Origin of the sequence: Bacillus sp. B4EP4a, from assembly GCF_006680105.1 — a bacterium.
Lineage (GTDB): Bacteria > Bacillota > Bacilli > Bacillales > DSM-1321 > Peribacillus > Peribacillus simplex_E.
In genome coordinates this window covers 22,468-38,913 of the sequence record NZ_VHIK01000051.1, presented here as the reverse complement: position 1 = coordinate 38,913, position 16,446 = coordinate 22,468, and the positions used below count along the sequence as shown (strand labels likewise).

12 protein-coding genes are annotated in these 16,446 nt (G+C 37.9%); 7 read left to right on the top strand and 5 right to left on the bottom strand.

Annotated elements, in window-relative coordinates:
* Positions 1-269: 269 nt before the first annotated feature.
* The 3 genes from FNK51_RS26765 to FNK51_RS22755 all read right to left on the bottom strand — a co-directional run bounded on the left by FNK51_RS26765 (position 270) and on the right by FNK51_RS22755 (position 3,198).
* Positions 270-422, bottom strand: coding sequence for a hypothetical protein (locus tag FNK51_RS26765; RefSeq protein WP_179891082.1), 153 nt, complete (start codon positions 420-422; stop codon positions 270-272).
* Between the two features lie 145 nt (positions 423-567).
* Positions 568-1,740, bottom strand: a complete 1,173-nt coding sequence (gene iadA, locus FNK51_RS22760; protein WP_141994772.1) for a beta-aspartyl-peptidase — start codon at positions 1,738-1,740, stop codon at positions 568-570.
* Positions 1,741-1,776: 36 nt separating this feature from the next.
* Positions 1,777-3,198, bottom strand: a complete 1,422-nt coding sequence (locus FNK51_RS22755; protein ID WP_141994771.1) for a YfcC family protein — start codon at positions 3,196-3,198, stop codon at positions 1,777-1,779.
* A gap of 280 nt (positions 3,199-3,478) precedes the next feature.
* On the opposite strand from FNK51_RS22755, the gene FNK51_RS22750 reads away from it, so the two are divergent.
* Complete coding sequence (locus FNK51_RS22750) at positions 3,479-5,521, top strand: sigma-54 interaction domain-containing protein (protein ID WP_141994770.1); 2,043 nt, start codon at positions 3,479-3,481, stop codon at positions 5,519-5,521.
* Positions 5,522-5,753: 232 nt separating this feature from the next.
* Here FNK51_RS22750 and FNK51_RS22745 read toward each other — a convergent pair whose 3' ends face one another.
* Positions 5,754-6,665: a LysR family transcriptional regulator gene (locus FNK51_RS22745; RefSeq protein WP_141994769.1), complete on the bottom strand. Its 912-nt coding sequence runs from the start codon at positions 6,663-6,665 to the stop codon at positions 5,754-5,756.
* A 680-nt stretch (positions 6,666-7,345) separates the two neighbouring features.
* On the opposite strand from FNK51_RS22745, the gene ggt reads away from it, so the two are divergent.
* Positions 7,346-9,421, top strand: coding sequence for a gamma-glutamyltransferase (ggt, locus tag FNK51_RS22740; RefSeq protein WP_141994768.1), 2,076 nt, complete (start codon positions 7,346-7,348; stop codon positions 9,419-9,421).
* Positions 9,422-9,640: 219 nt separating this feature from the next.
* Here ggt and FNK51_RS22735 read toward each other — a convergent pair whose 3' ends face one another.
* Positions 9,641-9,994, bottom strand: coding sequence for a Na-translocating system protein MpsC family protein (locus FNK51_RS22735; protein WP_141994767.1), 354 nt, complete (start codon positions 9,992-9,994; stop codon positions 9,641-9,643).
* Positions 9,995-10,954: 960 nt separating this feature from the next.
* Between FNK51_RS22735 and FNK51_RS22730 the strand changes: the two genes are divergently transcribed.
* From FNK51_RS22730 to FNK51_RS22710, 5 genes are all read left to right on the top strand, one after another.
* Entirely contained in the window at positions 10,955-12,004 is a 1,050-nt protein-coding gene (locus FNK51_RS22730; RefSeq protein ID WP_181762324.1) for a P-loop NTPase, read from the top strand.
* Between the two features lie 310 nt (positions 12,005-12,314).
* The gene (gene fdhD / locus FNK51_RS22725; RefSeq protein WP_141994765.1) at positions 12,315-13,112 is read left to right on the top strand and encodes a formate dehydrogenase accessory sulfurtransferase FdhD; all 798 of its coding nucleotides are present in this window, start codon (positions 12,315-12,317) and stop codon (positions 13,110-13,112) included.
* Between the two features lie 57 nt (positions 13,113-13,169).
* On the top strand, positions 13,170-14,186 hold the full coding sequence (gene moaA / locus FNK51_RS22720) for a GTP 3',8-cyclase MoaA (protein WP_141994764.1): 1,017 nt from the start codon (positions 13,170-13,172) through the stop codon (positions 14,184-14,186).
* 286 nt (positions 14,187-14,472) lie between these two features.
* Positions 14,473-14,958 carry a cyclic pyranopterin monophosphate synthase MoaC gene (gene moaC, locus FNK51_RS22715; protein WP_141994773.1) on the top strand — a complete coding sequence of 162 codons (486 nt, stop codon included), beginning with the start codon at positions 14,473-14,475 and terminating at the stop codon, positions 14,956-14,958.
* Between the two features lie 120 nt (positions 14,959-15,078).
* The gene (locus tag FNK51_RS22710) at positions 15,079-16,095 is read left to right on the top strand and encodes a MoeB/ThiF family adenylyltransferase (protein ID WP_141994763.1); all 1,017 of its coding nucleotides are present in this window, start codon (positions 15,079-15,081) and stop codon (positions 16,093-16,095) included.
* Positions 16,096-16,446: the final 351 nt, after the last annotated feature.

Below are 16,446 nucleotides of genomic sequence, written 5' to 3'. Positions count from 1 at the left end.
CATCATACTGAGGGGCTCTGTTTTTTTCAAAGCCGATATTTAACGCTCTACAGGAATGCTAACTGGTTGATAGTTCAGCAAAGGAGACAGGCTAAGATGACTGAAAAATAAAAGTCGAATTCCTTCACGGTTAGGAATTCGACTTTTTAGTTTGTTTAAGTAACGTCTCTATAGCGATTCTTCAAAATATTAATCTTTGTAAGTAAAAGATAGAAATGAGCATTCTTGTTAGTGTTAAATAATAGGTTGCTTTCTAACAAAATCCCCGGTTATTCTGCCACGACATGGGGCGGTTCGGTTATACCTTTGGTGAAATAAAATCCCATTGCACCTACGATGGCTAATACAAAGAATTTAAGAATAAATGATTGTTTACCTGAATCGATCGGGACAGCAGAATATTCATAGTGGCCAGTGAGCATGCTTTTTTACCATTGCAATGGATATGATTAAACCAGGATGGACTTCTGGGAAATACGGACCAATTAAGTATAGGAGATACCTAATACGAAATCTTAAACAATGCTAGTCGTGTAAATTTTTCGATAACGGGTATCTTGTCTTAACTCATTCAAATGTTCCTTTTATCAACGGAATACCCTTTTCTACCATAACTTGTCCTCTTGCCATTACAGTGCTAATTGCCAAAGTTTCCTTTTGCAATAGTACGATATCTGCATCCTTCCCGGTTTGGATATTGCCCTTGTTCGATAGTTTCAGCACTTGTGCGGGATTCGTGGTGATGACCTTCAGTGCCGTTTCAAGGGGGATTCCTTCTTCTAAAACAGAATCACGCACTTCCTGATATAGCGAAGATACTTTTCCCACTTGAAGGCCTGCATACTCTCCATGGGTGTTGAAAAACGGAAGGCTGGCCTGTCCGTCTGAAGAGAAGGTTATGTGTCCGACTGGTATCCCTTCTTCAAGCATCATCCGCAAGGCAATGCTGCACTTCACTTCGCCATCATCCAGAAACTGAGGAATGGTGCTTGTTGTAAAGTCTACGTACCCGCCGCGCTTAGCGTAATCAATTCCCGCCTTGAATAATTCTTCATTTCGGTTGATATGTGTCGGATGGAGCTGCCGAATCGGAATGTTGGTTTTATCAGCAATTGCATGTAACAACGAGAGCTCGCCATCTCCGTCTCCTACATGAACTTCTAATATACCAGCTTTTCCTGACAGAATACCACCGTTGCGTGCCGCTGCGGCGATCTTGGTCAATTCTTCAAAAGTGGGTTCTGATGATCTATGGTCGGAGATGGCAATCTCCCCGACACCGATGATTTTGTCGATGAGTATAAGGTCATCTTCGATTTTTCCTGTCAATGTTTTTACTGGCACCTGGTAGGAACCTGTATGAATGAAACAGGAAATACCCTCTTCTTCAAGCGCCCGGGCCTTGGCAAGCAGGCTTTCCATTCTACGCGTAGTTCCGTCCGTACCGAGCAAGCCGACCAGCGTTGTAATACCGGAAGTCGTAATATCCGTAAGCATCAGCTCAGGGGTGCGGGTTTTGAATCCTCCCTCACCGCCTCCGCCAATAATATGAACATGTGAATCTATGAAACCTGGAACAACTAAAAGATTGGTCGCATCAATGATATGAATAGGAGCAAAGTTGTCAGGAATCTCGATACTGTCATCGATGAATGCGATTTTATCATTTGTGATCAAAACGTCTTTCCGTCCTAAGTAATTGGGTGAGTATATCTCGCCATTTTTGATTAAAGTAAGCAATGCGTTTCTCCTCCTGTAATTAATTCGTGATTTTTATCAGAATGGACCATATCCGATGAAGTGAGCCATGATGACGGCTATTAATCCGATGAGATATTGAATGAGTACTAGGGGCAGAATCCACTTCGCCCATTTTGTCCAAGGTATGCCTGCAATTGCCAAGCCCGCCATCAAGGTGGTAGCGGTCGGGAAAATCATATTTCCAATTCCGTCCGCAAAAGAGAAAGACAACACTGCAGTTTGACGTGTAATATCCAATAAGTCTGCGAGCGGAACCATAATTGGCATGGTCAACATCGCATGGCCGGTGCCGGAAGCTAGAATAAAATGAATGAGAGTTTGGAAGCTGTACATGCCGGCAACGCTTAAATAGGCCGGAACATGCTGAATAGTTTCAGATATTTGATGGAGCATAGGGTCGACGATATGTCCCTCATTCAATACAACAAGAATGGCGCGTGATACGCCAATAATCAAAGCACCGCCCAGCAAGGCTGCAGATCCATTGGTAAAGGAGCTGACGATGTGATCCGCAGACAATTTTCCGATGATTCCAATAACAATTGTCAATATAATGAATAAGGCAGCGATTTCTGTCATGTACCATTGGAACTTGATGACTCCAAACGCCAAGACGATATAGTTAATTAAGAAACTGCCTAAGATGAACTTATGTCTCGCTGTTAACTTCCCACTTGATTGCAGCAGTTTTTTCGATTCTTCTTTTGTATATTTCCCATAGATACCGATGGAAGGATTTTTCTTTACCTTCATTGCGTAACGATGGATATAAAGAACGGAAACAAGGTAGACGATAATAAATAAAATAAGGCGCAACCCTATACCTGAGAACATCGGCAATTCAGCAATTCCTTGCGCTAGTCCTACTGTGAATGGATTCATTATGGCAGTCGTGAACCCCGACAATGCCCCAACAATGACGATGGCGGTTCCTGTAATTGTATCGAATCCGAGAGCCAACGCCAGCGGAATGATAAGAGGAAGATATGCTAGTGTTTCTTCCGCCATTCCCATTAAGGAGCCGCCTACAGCAAAAAACAACATCACGACAGGAATTAATAGCTTTTCACGTGTCGCCAACTTCCGAGCCATTGTGGCGATAAGCACATCAACCGTCCCTGTTGCTCTTAAAACACCGAAAAACCCTCCAATAATTAATAAGAAAAAGATGATATTGCCGGCTTCAACCATTCCTGTGTGAATAGATTTTATCATATCGAAAAATTCCACCGGTGCAGATTCTATCCATTTAAAAGAAGTGGCGTCAACAGTTGTCCGTCCATCTGCTTCGATTCGTGTATATTCCCCGGCCGGCAAAATGTAAGTAAATAGAGTTGCTATGGCGAGAATGCAGAGCAGCAATACAAAAACATTGATTTTTCTCTCTTTTTCCCCCGCTGTTTCCAGCAAAACAGCTTTCTCTTCTATTCGGCTCATAAGTGTCTCTCCTTTGAATTTAAAATAAGTTCATGGAACTAATACGCTTACAAAATATTGCCGGCCTATCGGCTATCATCTGTTTTTCTAGTATTCTGCTGTTTCCCTCCTTTTCAAAACCATAGGCACGTCAATGTCAATATCAATAGATATGCAAAATCTGTGCCAATATGGGGTAATTGATTTTTATGAAAACTTAATGGTTGAATTGAAGTTTTAGGTCTTTAATGGTTCTTTTTGGTGATATAATAGTACCAATTAAAGACAGGTAGGTGTTTTTATGTCAAAATCCTCACTTACACTTATAGCGGGAAGCTCAAAAACAAAGGAAGCCTTGCAGGAGCAACTGGAACAACTGCTTGGAGACTACGTGCACGTCAAAAGCCATTCTACCGATGAGGGAATACCTCGTTCTCTGGGAGATGGAATTATCTTGTTTTCATCAGATGCCGCTTATGATAAGAAAGAGGGAATGTATAGCGTAAATCCCGAGAAAATAATCGTGGGAAAGAGAACTGTTAATCATGAATACATTGACAAGCTATTAAGAATACCAGAGGGTTCGGCAATTCTTTTGGTGAATGATGATGATGATGCAACTATGAACCTTATTGAATCCTTATATCAGCTTGGTGTCGATCATGTTCAATTTATCCCTTTCAGGAAGGGGATATTATTTTATGAGAATGTCCAAATAGCCGTTTCACCAGGAGAAACTCACCTATGTCCTTCTTACATAAAAGAAGTAATCGATATAGGTGTGCGTCTTTTTGATATAACAACAATTTTGGAAGTTGTAGAATGCTGTGGTTTACACAAGGATATATCCTCGAAGATTTCAGAAAGGTATATTAGCAATATCATTGAATTACAACGGAAGCTGTTATATGCAGAGCGTGATGCCAAGCAAATGAGCGATCATATCCAAAATGTGTTGGGGACTGTCGATGACGGCATATTGGTCGTTAACGAGGAAGGGCTGATAACGGTATTCAATAACCAGCTTGCGGCATTATTCCATGTTGATGCAAAAGATGTGGTTAATAAGTATCTAGAGCATGTATTGAATCGCCGGGATATTATCGATTTCATCATGGGAAGTAATGACGAAAGCAAGTTCTTCAACATAGACGGAGTGGATATCGTAATTTTTCGATTGCAAATGATGAAAGAAAATACAATCGTCGCAACCTTCAAAAGCGTACATCAAGCTTTCGAAATAGAAAAGACTGCACAAAGGGAAATGCGAAATCAAGGCTTTTATTCAAAATACCGCTTTGAAGATATTATCGGCGAGAATGAAGTAATGAAAGAGCGTAAGCAGATTGCCAAGAAGCTTGCCCTGTCTGAGCACCCGATTTTGATTCAGGGAGAGACAGGAACAGGAAAAGAGCTGTTTGCGCATGCGATTCATGAGCATTCATTACGAAAGAACGGGCCGTTTCTAGCGGTTAACTGTAGCGCTTTAACAGAAACTTTACTTGAAAGTGAATTGTTTGGTTACGAAGAAGGGGCATTTACAGGAGCGCAAAGAGGAGGCAGGAAAGGACTGTTTGAAATGGCGGATAAAGGGACTATTTTTTTGGATGAAATTGGTGACATAAGTCTCACAGTTCAATCCCATCTGCTTCGAGTTCTTCAGGAGGGTGAAATCCGCAGAATTGGCGGCAAGAGAATCATTCCCATAAATGTTAGGGTGATCACCGCGACGAATAAAAATCTTCATGATAAGATGCGGGACGGTTCATTCAGAACAGACTTGTTTTACCGTCTGAATGTACTCAATCTTTACATACCGTCACTAAAAGAGAGAAGAGCGGATATTCCACTTTTGATAAAGCATCTCATCACAAAAAGCGGGAAATGGGTAAAAGTAGAGCAAGACGTTATGGAGTTTTTCATGCAATATGAATGGCCCGGCAACATAAGGGAACTTAAAAGCACGATCGATTACATGCTGACGGTTTGTGAGGGGAATGTCGTGGCGAAGAGTGATCTTCCGTTCATGCACGGGCATGCGGCAGAAAGTGTTACGGCAGATTATCCCGTCTGTGAAAGTATGCTGGAAATTCAGGAGCGAACTTTCATCTTGGAAGTAATCAAGCAATACAACGATAAAGGAAAAGCGGCAAGCAGAGAACTGATTTCTAGTCAGAGTCAAGAATCGGACTTTGTCTTGTCCCCTCAGCAAATCCGTCGCCGCTTGGATATTTTAGAAATCGAAGGATTTGTCGTCAAAGGCAGAGGAAGGGCCGGCACTAAGATCACCGCTGAGGGAATGGAGTATTTATATTTTCTTAAGTCAAATCATGCTATGCATTGATATAATTAGTCACTACCAATAAGGAGAGTTTGCTAATTTAAGGTTTTAATAAATTATGGAAGGGGTCCCGTCCCATCGCCAATAAGAAGTTTAAGAGTTGAAATTATATTAAAAGCCCCATTTCTCTATGTCACAAGAGAAATGGGGCTTTTTAATACCGATTAGTATAGTTCTTATTATAAATGACCCTTTTCATTCCGAGTCGTTTAGCATATTTTCCCAATAAATAATTTCATATGTCGCTAAAAGCATGATCATTCTTTAACGTATTCAAAATATGCTTAGTCAGACTTGATGCATCCGTGTTTTTCCAAACTGCCGATATGGAACTTGATAATTCCGAGTTATCGATGTTCAAGGCTTTGACTTGGCGTTTTCCCAACAAACTCACCATATCTTCCGGCATGAGCGCTACGCCTAAGTTATTGGATATTAGATTGGCGATCGTCAGTAATTCAGAGCCTTTACATAATTCTTTAGGTGAAAATCCAGCAGTCAGACAAGCCTTTTCCAAAAGGAATTGAAGGGAGTGTGCTTGGACGGCATCATAATGGATAAAAGGTTCGTCTTTTGCTTCGTATAAATGTATAGCATCTTTTTGGGCTAGTGGATGATCAATGGAGACGACCAATTGTAAAGGGAACCTCATGAATTCAATCATGCTTAATCCTTCATTGGCAATGATGTTACTGTTAATGGGCGTCCGGATGAAACCGATGTGATAATTTTGTTGGTTTAAGAGTTTTACAGCCCTTGAAGATGTTGTTTCATGCACGTAAAATTCTGTTTCCGGGTAATCCCCCACTATCTTTTTCAATAACTTCGGGATATATATACTAGCTGCAGAAGGGACGGTAGCAATCTTCAGTTTAGGCTTGGGGATGGCTTTATTTTCAACTATGTAATTCACTGTTTTCTCAATATCTTCGAAGGAAGGAGCTAGTTTTTTATAGATGTACTCACCTTCTTCCGTCAATGTAATTTTTCTTGTCGTTCGATTCAATAGTTTAAAGCCTAATTGTTTTTCGAGGGATAAAATCTGTTGGCTAAGTCCGGGCTGGGATATATGCAGGGTTTTGGAAGCCTCACTGAAACTAAGATGGTTAGAAACCTCTATGAAATAGCGGAGGGATAGGAAATTCAAACAATCACCCACTTCAGTTGGATTTGAAAATACAAGGCTAAAACCTGCTGGTAAAAGAAAGGGTGAACTTTTAATTCCCTCTCTAACAAAAGCTGGAAATAACGATTAAAGGATAGAAATGCTAGGATGTTGATTTTATAACATAGTCTTATAAGTTTATAACAATAATATATTTCTAAATTGGAAGAGTCAATATTATCCTTAAAGAAAGGAAGAAAAGGTAATAAAAGGTAAAATATCCCTATTAAATAACCGGTTTTTCTTGTTTTTAATAGGTGTTATTACACATTTATGTTTGTTGTTTTGATTTATATAAAACTTTTTAATGGATTGCTAGTGCTTTTGGAGGGTGCGTCTGATTTTGTAAAAAAAGGGAAAGTAAGATGGTTGGTAGAATAATAACATTATAATTTTTTGCAGTTGATGAAAACACATGAGGTGGAGTTTTTTCGAAAAATTCATAAGTGTTTTTTATTGATTATGATTTTGACGTTAACCGGTATTATCGCGGCATTCGGGGGGTGATTTTTTGAAGTGAAACATTAAAGAGAGCAGGGAATGTGCAGACTGCAGAGATCGACCAGCATATTCCTACTTGCAAAAGCAGAGTCATTTGCTCGTATATCCAGTTGGCTTATGGTAAATCCCAATTTGTTTTATTTTTGAAAGGAGACTAATTCATGAAATTTTTAAAAAGTTTTATTTTAGTTACTTTCAGTTTCTTTTGTATGATTACACCAGCTTTTGCAAGTGTCCCTGGAGTGGATGGGTCAATGGGAAAGGGAGCAACAAAAGGTATCGTATCAGTTTCCCACCCGTTAGCAGCTGAAGCGGGCATAAAGATATTAAAACAAGGTGGAAACGCAGTCGATGCAGCAGCAGCCATTCAATTATCGTTAAATGTAGTTGAACCAATGATGTCTGGAATCGGTGGCGGTGGTTTTATCATGATTTATAATAAAAAGGAAAATAAAATAACGATGATTGAAAATCGCGAAATGGCACCGCAAAATGTTACGCCTGAACTTTTTTTAGATGAAAAGGGAAAACCTGTTCCTTTTAGTAAGCGGCACACATCTGGTAAAGCGGTTGCTGTTCCTGGAACTCTGATGGGTGTAGAGACTTCTCTGGAGAAATATGGAACATTGAAATTATCACAAGTCATAGGACCGGCCATTAAACAAGCTGAACAAGGGGTAAGAGTCAATTGGGCAACAGCACAATATATCGATGAAAATGTAACAAAGCTTAGAAATAACCAAGCGGCTGCAAAAGTTTTTGTACCAGACGGAAAGCCATTGGAAGAGGGAGACACCCTCGTTCAGCCAGATCTGGCAAAGACTCTTAAGTTAATAAAAAAACAAGGTCCCAAGGCTTTTTATAAAGGTGAAATCGGGGAAGCACTTACCAAAGAAGTTCAAAAGCGTGAAGGAACGATGACAACTGAGGATTTGCAAAACTATGAGGTTAAAGAAAGAGAGCCGGTTAAATCGGAATATAGGGGATTTGAAGTGGTAGGGGCAGCTTCACCAAGCTCAGGCAGTTTGACCGTTCTACAAATCCTAGAGCTTATGGAAGGATTCGATGTACAAAAGATGGGGGCGAACACACCTGAGTATCTTCATTATCTCACGGAAGCCATGCATCTTGCTTTTGCCGATCGAGCTGCCTATATGGCAGATGAAGATTTTTATGATGTACCTACAAAAGGACTATTGGATGAAGATTATATTAAAGAAAGGCGAAAACTCATCAAACCAAATAGATCAACAGCTGATGTCAAAGCAGGCGATCCATGGAAGTATGAGGGCAAAGAACCCACTCCAATGAAAAAGGTAAAAGAGGAGAAAACACCGATCGGTCAAACAACCCATTTTTCTGTAATGGATAAATGGGGAAATATGGTTGCTTATACGACTACAATCGAGCAAGTATTCGGATCAGGTATCATGGTACCTGATTATGGATTCATGCTAAATAATGAAATGACGGATTTTGATGCAACACCGGGTGGAGTTAACCAGGTGGAACCAGGAAAAAGACCAAGAAGCAGTATGTCCCCGACCTTCGTATTAAAAGATGGCAATCCCTTCATGGCCATTGGTTCACCTGGGGGAGCGACGATAATAGCATCTGTATCTGAAACGATTATGAACGTGCTTGATCATAAAATGCCAATTCAAGATGCCATTTTAGCGCCACGTATTTATTCCGCTGGATATCCGACAGTTAGATGGGAACCGGGAATTGAACAAAATACTAGGTTGGAGTTAATGGCAAAAGGCCATGTTTATGAAGAAAAACCCCAGCATATCGGAAATGTGCAAGCTGTTATTTATGATTATGAAAAGGGGAAAATGTATGGAGGAGCCGATAATACGAGAGAAGGAACTGTTCAAGGAGTGTATAATGTTTCCTATAAATCGAAAAAGCCAAAAGAAATAAAAGAAGAAAAAAAGGGACCATTTACCTTAAAAGTGAATGGAGCCGTTTATCCTTATACAGCTGAACAAATGAAACTGATAGATGAAAAACCCTATATCCAATCTGACAAATTGTTACTTGGTTTGGGTGCAATTGGAACAGGGGACTTAGAAACTTTTAAACCAGATAAAAAATCGTATCTACCGGTGTTAAGAGTAGCACAATCATTAGGATATAAAGCAAAATGGAACGAAAAAGACAAAGAGGCACTACTGGAAAAAGATCCGGCGGATATTGAAGATCCAGATGATGATGGCAGTGTCACGAATTAATTTTACCCTGACGAATATAGACTGAAAATGGCCCAGAGCAAAGAAATTAAACATTCCCCTTGTGCAAAGTGCATAAGGGGAATGTTTGTTTTTGGTTCATTATTCAATCAATGGCTGGACTTCTGCGGTCCCGTAAGCGACAAACCATCCTTCCCCATACACCAGATTGAATTAATGATTCAATTTGTGAAACAATGTTCTAAAACATTTTAGCTAAGACTAAGGCTGAATAAGCGTATCGAACACAAAAATCGTCATCGCAGTATCAATATCTATATTAATATCCGTATAGATGCTCAAAATTTTCGCTTGCATCAACTCCTCAAGCTTTTTCATCACGGTAGGATCCTGATAAATATCCTTTACTAATTTAGTTCGTGCTTCATGAACCATTTTTTGTCCTTCTGTGGAACCAATCATAAACTTTTCCACGTTCGTCAGATTACCCTTCATCTCACTAATTACCCAGGGACCTACAAAACGAGTGGTGATTTCCTTTGGTCCATTTCCAACATACTCCTTGCGTATTTCGCGAAGTAACATATTGAATTGATGCTCCATGTTTTTTGTCATTCCATTTCTCCTATCTGATCGTTTATTCTGTTTAGCTTTGGGTTTAATATTAAATAATTGGCTCTAATGAACCTCTATTTTGTCAAAATGTAAAAGTAAATAAAATGAAAAATTGAACGTTTCATTTATTCATACCATGAAAGTTCATTGTTCATTTTTACTCCAAAAGATAAATCTTTCTGCGCAAAAACCTTATTAATATATTATGTATTCAAAGTCACAATTTGTCTCCAGGAAAAATAATAATGGAAGATAGTTTATTTACTTATTATTTTTGATTAATGATTAAAGTATAATTAAAATGTGTTGAAAAAAGAAATTAAATTAAAAAAATAAATTAAAATTATCTTCTTTATATGAGATTAGATTACGCTATGTTTTGATCAGAACAAGAAGAATATTCTTAAAAGTAGAAGGTCATCATCAAAAATATTTGGTGAAACATTTTTTGAGATATCGTTACTCGAAACCACTTATTTAAGGATAGCTTTTGTATCTTTACTTGTAATTTGCTATTGAGGTGGGACATTTAAAGTATTATAATAAAAATATATTAAAAATCATTGATATTAGGTAATGAAAAATTGCCATAATGTCCTGTTTTTTATTTTTGTTATACGTGATGAGATGGATCGCTAGTAGGAAAACTGCTTAGTAATTAGCCCATCATAAAATTGACTGTGTATTGCATGTACACAATCTATTTTATGGTGGGCTTTTTGTTTATAAAAAAGGAGAGTTCAATCTGCAATGAAAAACCCAAGTAGATTAATGGAGAATATCATGAATAGAACAGATCATTCAAACAGTGAATCATTAAAGTAGCTCTACTTATCAGTTATTCTGTGATATTTAATGATAGGCATTTTGCCATGATCTCTATAATCTTTTCAATTTTTTCTCTGAGGCAATTAACCAATAATGAGAAGGAAACTACTAAATAAAGAAGGACTGAGAGTTATGTTGACATATGAACAAATAATGAACGCTCTAAAACATGTACAAGATCCCGAGCTGCATAAAAGTATCGTGGATTTGAACATGGTGAGAAATATTGAAATGGATGGTACACGTGTTCAACTTGAAGTGGTTTTAACGATCCAAGGCTGTCCATTAAAAGCAAAAATAAAAGATGATGTTGAAAATTCACTTCTAAATATTGGGGCCTCAAGTGTTTCGTTAACTTTTGGTTCGATGACGCCAGAAGAACGGGCTGTATTAACGCAAACTTTAAAGAAAAGTGCTACAACAGAGACCGGAATGCCTAACATGTTGCGACCTGATTCAGGTGTACAATTTATTACAGTGACAAGCGGAAAAGGTGGAGTGGGAAAATCAACGGTTACCGTTAATCTGGCTACTGCTTTGGCCCGTATGGGGAAAAAAGTCGGAGTGTTAGATGCGGATATTTATGGATTTAGTATCCCTGCGATGATGGGAGTTGGAGAAAAGCCGACCATGATTGACCATACAGTCATTCCAATTGTAAGTCAGGGCGTTAAAGTCATGTCCATGGGATTTTTTACAGACAATAATAACCCCGTTATGTGGCGAGGGCCTATGCTAAACAAATGGATTCAAAACTTCCTTGCCAACACGCATTGGGGAGAACTGGATTACCTTCTTCTAGATTTACCTCCTGGTACAGGAGACGTAGCCATTGATGTAGCTGCCATGATTCCTCAGGCAAAGGAAATTATCGTAACGACACCTCACAATGTCGCTTCTTTTGTTGCTTCAAGAGCAGGTGCCATGGCGAAACATACCAATCATGACATCTTAGGTATCGTTGAGAATATGGCATATTACGAAGAACAAGATGGGTCGAGGAACTATCTTTTTGGGAAGGGTGGCGGAGATATGCTAGCTCAACAGCTGCAATCCGAAGTAATCGCAAGAATCCCTTTTGCCAAACGTGAGGAAAATAAAGGTTCATGTATATACGATGAAGATTCGCTTACTGGAGAGATGTTTACATCTTTAGCTCAAGAACTTGTTCATAGAGGATAGTTTCTTACCATCTAGAATTATTCATTATTAATGAAGAAAGTCTTTATCCCTGAAATTGTCATTCAAATCTTTTTCATAAAGTTGTAGTAGTTTTGATACGTTTCTTATATAAAAGTTCAATTCCCCATATGGGTACTTATATTAACTGAAACTAAGAACCTACATGGCTGCATATGGTTAATTAAAACCACAACTAAAATGATAAAGGTGTATATGTAGTTATCCCTTTATAGAAATAGATAAGGCATTACCCAAGTTAAATGAAGAAGGTAGAAATTTTCGTCAAAAAATATAAAGGATGTAGTGCTATATGAAACCAGCAGTGGAGAAAAGGGGAATTCTTAGATTCACAAACGGACATATTGAAAATGCTGAAGATATAATTGTTACAGAGTTTCCAGTTACAGTTAAAATTAACGAACAAGAATTTGTTACGATGGTTTGTACACCTGAATATATTCAAGATATGGTTATCGGTTACTTAGCATCTGAAGGAATTATACGGAAATATGAAGAAATCAAAGACATTTGGGTTCAAGAAAAAGAAGGATATGTACATGTGAAAATAGATAAATTGAATCCTTATTACCAAAATTTCCAAAACAAGCGTTATATTACATCGTGCTGTGGAATGAGCAGACAAGGGTTTGTCTTCGTTAACGATGCATTAACCGCTAAGAAGATGAATGAAATCAGAGTCAAGCTCACCCCGGATGATTGTTTTCGTTTAATGAATAATTTACAAATTTCCGCGACTATTTTCCAAGATACAGGAGGGGTTCATAATGCCTCTCTCTGTGATTTAAACGGTTTTATGCTAAGTCGAATGGACATAGGAAGACATAATGCGTTGGATAAAATATACGGATATTGTTTAAAAAATGATATCTCGATTGGAAATAAAATCATTGTTTTTAGCGGTCGGATATCTTCAGAAATCTTATTGAAAGTAGCAAAAATTGGTTGTGAGGTAGTTCTTTCAAAATCGGCGCCGACTGAATTGGCATTACAGTTGGCAGAAGGATTAGGGATTACGACAGTAGGTTTTATTCGTAATCAATCTTTGAATATTTATACATGTCCAGAGCGAATTCAACAGAAACAGTAAGAAATAATATGCGATTAATGTTAGTTGGTTATCAAAATAGGAGGAGACACGAAAAATATGGAAAATGATATTTTGGATAAATTAGAACGCCCATTAAGAGATCTGCGTTTATCTGTGACCGACCGTTGTAATTTTCGCTGTCGTTATTGCATGCCTGAGGAAATATTTGGGTCTGATTATCCTTTTTTATCCTCTGATAAAATCCTCTCTTTTGATGAAATGGAGCGATTGAGCCGTATATTTGTTTCATTAGGTGTCAGTAAAATACGTATTACAGGGGGGGAACCTTTATTACGCAAGAACCTTCCTGAATTGATTCATCGTTTGAATTTAATTAATGGAGTAGAGGACATTGCCATTACGACAAATGGATCTCTTCTTAAAAAGTTTGCACCTGAGTTATTTAATGCTGGGTTAAGACGGGTGACAGTTAGTCTTGATTCCTTAGATGATGAACGTTTTAATCAGTTAAATGGGAATAGAAGCAAAGTTGCGAGAGTTTTGGATGGAGTGGAGGCAGCTTCTAATGCAGGCTTAAAAGTGAAAATGAACATGGTTGTTCAAAAAGGGAAAAACGATCAAGATATCATTCCAATGGCGAAATATTTTAAAGAACATAAACATACTCTTAGGTTTATTGAGTATATGGATGTAGGAAATTCAAATGGCTGGAGAATGACTGAAGTAATGACCAAGCAAGAGATTTTAGATCGAATTGAAGAAGTCATGCCATTAGAACAAATTAAGCCAAATTATGTAGGAGAGGTGGCAACTAGATATCGGTATATAGACAGTGATCAAGAAATTGGAATAATTTCATCTGTGACCGATTCATTTTGCTCTACCTGTTCCAGGGCTAGAGTATCTGCTGAAGGGAAATTATATACATGTTTATTTGCATCAAAAGGTTATGATCTTCGTCAATTACTTCGCTCAGAAGAGTCGGATGTTGTGATTACAAATAAAATTTCGGATATTTGGAATCATCGTAGCGATCGCTATTCTGATGAAAGAAAAAATGGGAATGTTTCAAGAAACAGCACTAAAGTAGAAATGTCTCATATTGGTGGCTAACATTGAAAGATTGGAAGTATTCTCAAATATGCTTTGGAAACATTGTGGTTTGCACTAGAAATAATATGGTGGATAAGGAATGTTTATTTAAGTCACCTAGTGTTTCCGTTCTGTGCAAATAGTTGGAATCTTATTAAAAAAATAAATGATTTTAGAAAATGAGACTGACTTTCAAAGAATGTTAATAACCTTTGTAAGTCAGTCCCTTTTTCTGGACTAAATATTCTATGACGAAGCTATACAATTACTGTAGTTAAATATCTTAAGCATATGAAGGTGGCAAATGATGAGCAATTTCTCGCACTGGAATGAAGAAGGAAGGCCAAAGATGGTCGATATTTCTCCGAAAGACATTACAACTCGGACAGCAATTGCAAAATGCACTCTTTCCTTATCCAATGAATTATTCGAAGCAATTGAAGATGGATTAATAAAAAAAGGGGACCCACTCCAAGTAGCACAGATTGCGGGTATTATGGCAGCAAAAAAAACCGCGGATGTCATTCCAATGTGTCATCCAGTCATGCTCCAAGGAAGCGACTTTACGTTTAAATATGAAAAAAAAGAAAATGGATACGACTTAATTATTCATGCCAAGGTTAAGTGTAGTGGAAAAACCGGAGTTGAAATGGAAGCATTAACCGCGGTATCCGTTGCTGCACTAACTTTTTATGATATGTGTAAAGCAGTTGATAAAAAAATGGTTATTAAAGAAACATTGTTAGTACAAAAAACTGGTGGGAAAAGTGGAGACTTTCTTCATAACCAATAATTACGTTCTCTTAATGTATGTGTCATGAAAATTATGCATTAATCTAACAAATGGATATGGCTGGTGTAAGTGTAAACGGAAATGGTATAGATAATTTTCGAAAGAAAGGAAGAGAGTTCGTTGAATGATCGTTATTCACGGCAACAGAAGTTCAAACAAATAGGTTTTGAAGGACAAGAAAAAATCAGGCATAAACATGTACTCATTATAGGAGCTGGAGCATTGGGAAGTGCTGGGGCCGAAGCCTTTGTCCGGGCAGGTATTGGGAAATTGACTATTATTGATCGTGATTATGTTGAATGGAGTAACTTGCAGCGCCAGCAGCTTTACAACGAGAAAGATGTTGAAGAAAAACTACCAAAAGCGATAGCTGCTGGAAAGCATTTGAAACGGATTAATTCGGAAGTTGAAATTGAAGCTCTGGTTATGGACGCGAGAGCTGATAATATGGAAAATTTACTCGGTAATGTCGATGTTCTGATAGATGCTACAGATAATTTTTACATTCGATTTATTTTAAATGATCTTTCGCATAAATATAACATTCCATGGATTTATGGATCCTGTGTAGGAAGTTATGGGGCTACCTATACAATTCTCCCGGGAAAAACACCGTGTTTGCATTGTATTTTAAAAAGTATTCCTGTCGGCGGGGCAACATGTGATACAGCAGGAATTATCAATCCATCAGTTCAAATTGTTTCTGCTTATCAAGTAGCAGAGGCATTCAAAATTTTGGTAGATGATTTTTCAACGCTAAGAAACACCTTTTTGACATTTGATGTATGGAGCAATCAGCATTACTCCATTAAATTAGACAAAATTAAAACAGAAAGTTGCCCATCTTGTGGATTAGATAGAACGTATCCATATTTATCGTATGAAAATCAGACAAAAACAGAAGTATTATGCGGGAGAAATACAGTTCAAATTAGACCTGCAAGAAATATGGAATATAGTTTTGATCAGTTAGAAAAACAACTAAAAGCTAATGGTGAAGTAATTAGAAATCCTTATTTATTATCTTGTCAGCTTCATGATTATCGCGTGGTTATATTTAAGGACGGGCGTGTTTTTATTCATGGAACAAATAACATACAGCTTGCTAAAAATTTTTATTATCGTTTATTAGGCTAATTGTAGGAATGAGAGTCATGGTAGAAAAACGAAACCCTATTTAAGTGGTTCATGGCCGGTTTTGGCAGAAGACCTAGTGGCGATCATCATGTTCCTTCGTTTGATTGTTCTCCATATGAAGGGTTTGCTATGAGCGGAAGATACAGATACAGCTACTCCCAATCATTCCGATATCATTGGAAGATGTGGGTACGATCTTTAAGGGGAGGAGCATTTGAAGCCTTTCGAATTATGACCGCTGCTCAATTTCGGAGGAGTACAACTCTGTTACCATGCTGGAATTAGTAGTAGGAGAATATTTAGAAAAAAGTATTTAAAATTTATTCAACATTAAAGTACACCTACAGGCTA

Bases quoted from the DNA above. Each gene is read 5' to 3' on its own strand.
- FNK51_RS26765 (WP_179891082.1), bottom strand. From the start codon at position 422: ATGCTCACTGGCCACTATGAATATTCTGCTGTCCCGATCGATTCAGGT.
- FNK51_RS22755 (WP_141994771.1), bottom strand. From the start codon at position 3,198: ATGAGCCGAATAGAAGAGAAAGCTGTTTTGCTGGAAACAGCGGGGGAA.
- FNK51_RS22750 (WP_141994770.1), top strand. From the start codon at position 3,479: ATGTCAAAATCCTCACTTACACTTATAGCGGGAAGCTCAAAAACAAAG.
- ggt (WP_141994768.1), top strand. From the start codon at position 7,346: ATGAAATTTTTAAAAAGTTTTATTTTAGTTACTTTCAGTTTCTTTTGT.
- FNK51_RS22735 (WP_141994767.1), bottom strand. From the start codon at position 9,994: ATGACAAAAAACATGGAGCATCAATTCAATATGTTACTTCGCGAAATA.
- FNK51_RS22730 (WP_181762324.1), top strand. From the start codon at position 10,955: ATGTTGACATATGAACAAATAATGAACGCTCTAAAACATGTACAAGAT.
- fdhD (WP_141994765.1), top strand. From the start codon at position 12,315: ATGAAACCAGCAGTGGAGAAAAGGGGAATTCTTAGATTCACAAACGGA.
- moaA (WP_141994764.1), top strand. From the start codon at position 13,170: ATGGAAAATGATATTTTGGATAAATTAGAACGCCCATTAAGAGATCTG.
- moaC (WP_141994773.1), top strand. From the start codon at position 14,473: ATGAGCAATTTCTCGCACTGGAATGAAGAAGGAAGGCCAAAGATGGTC.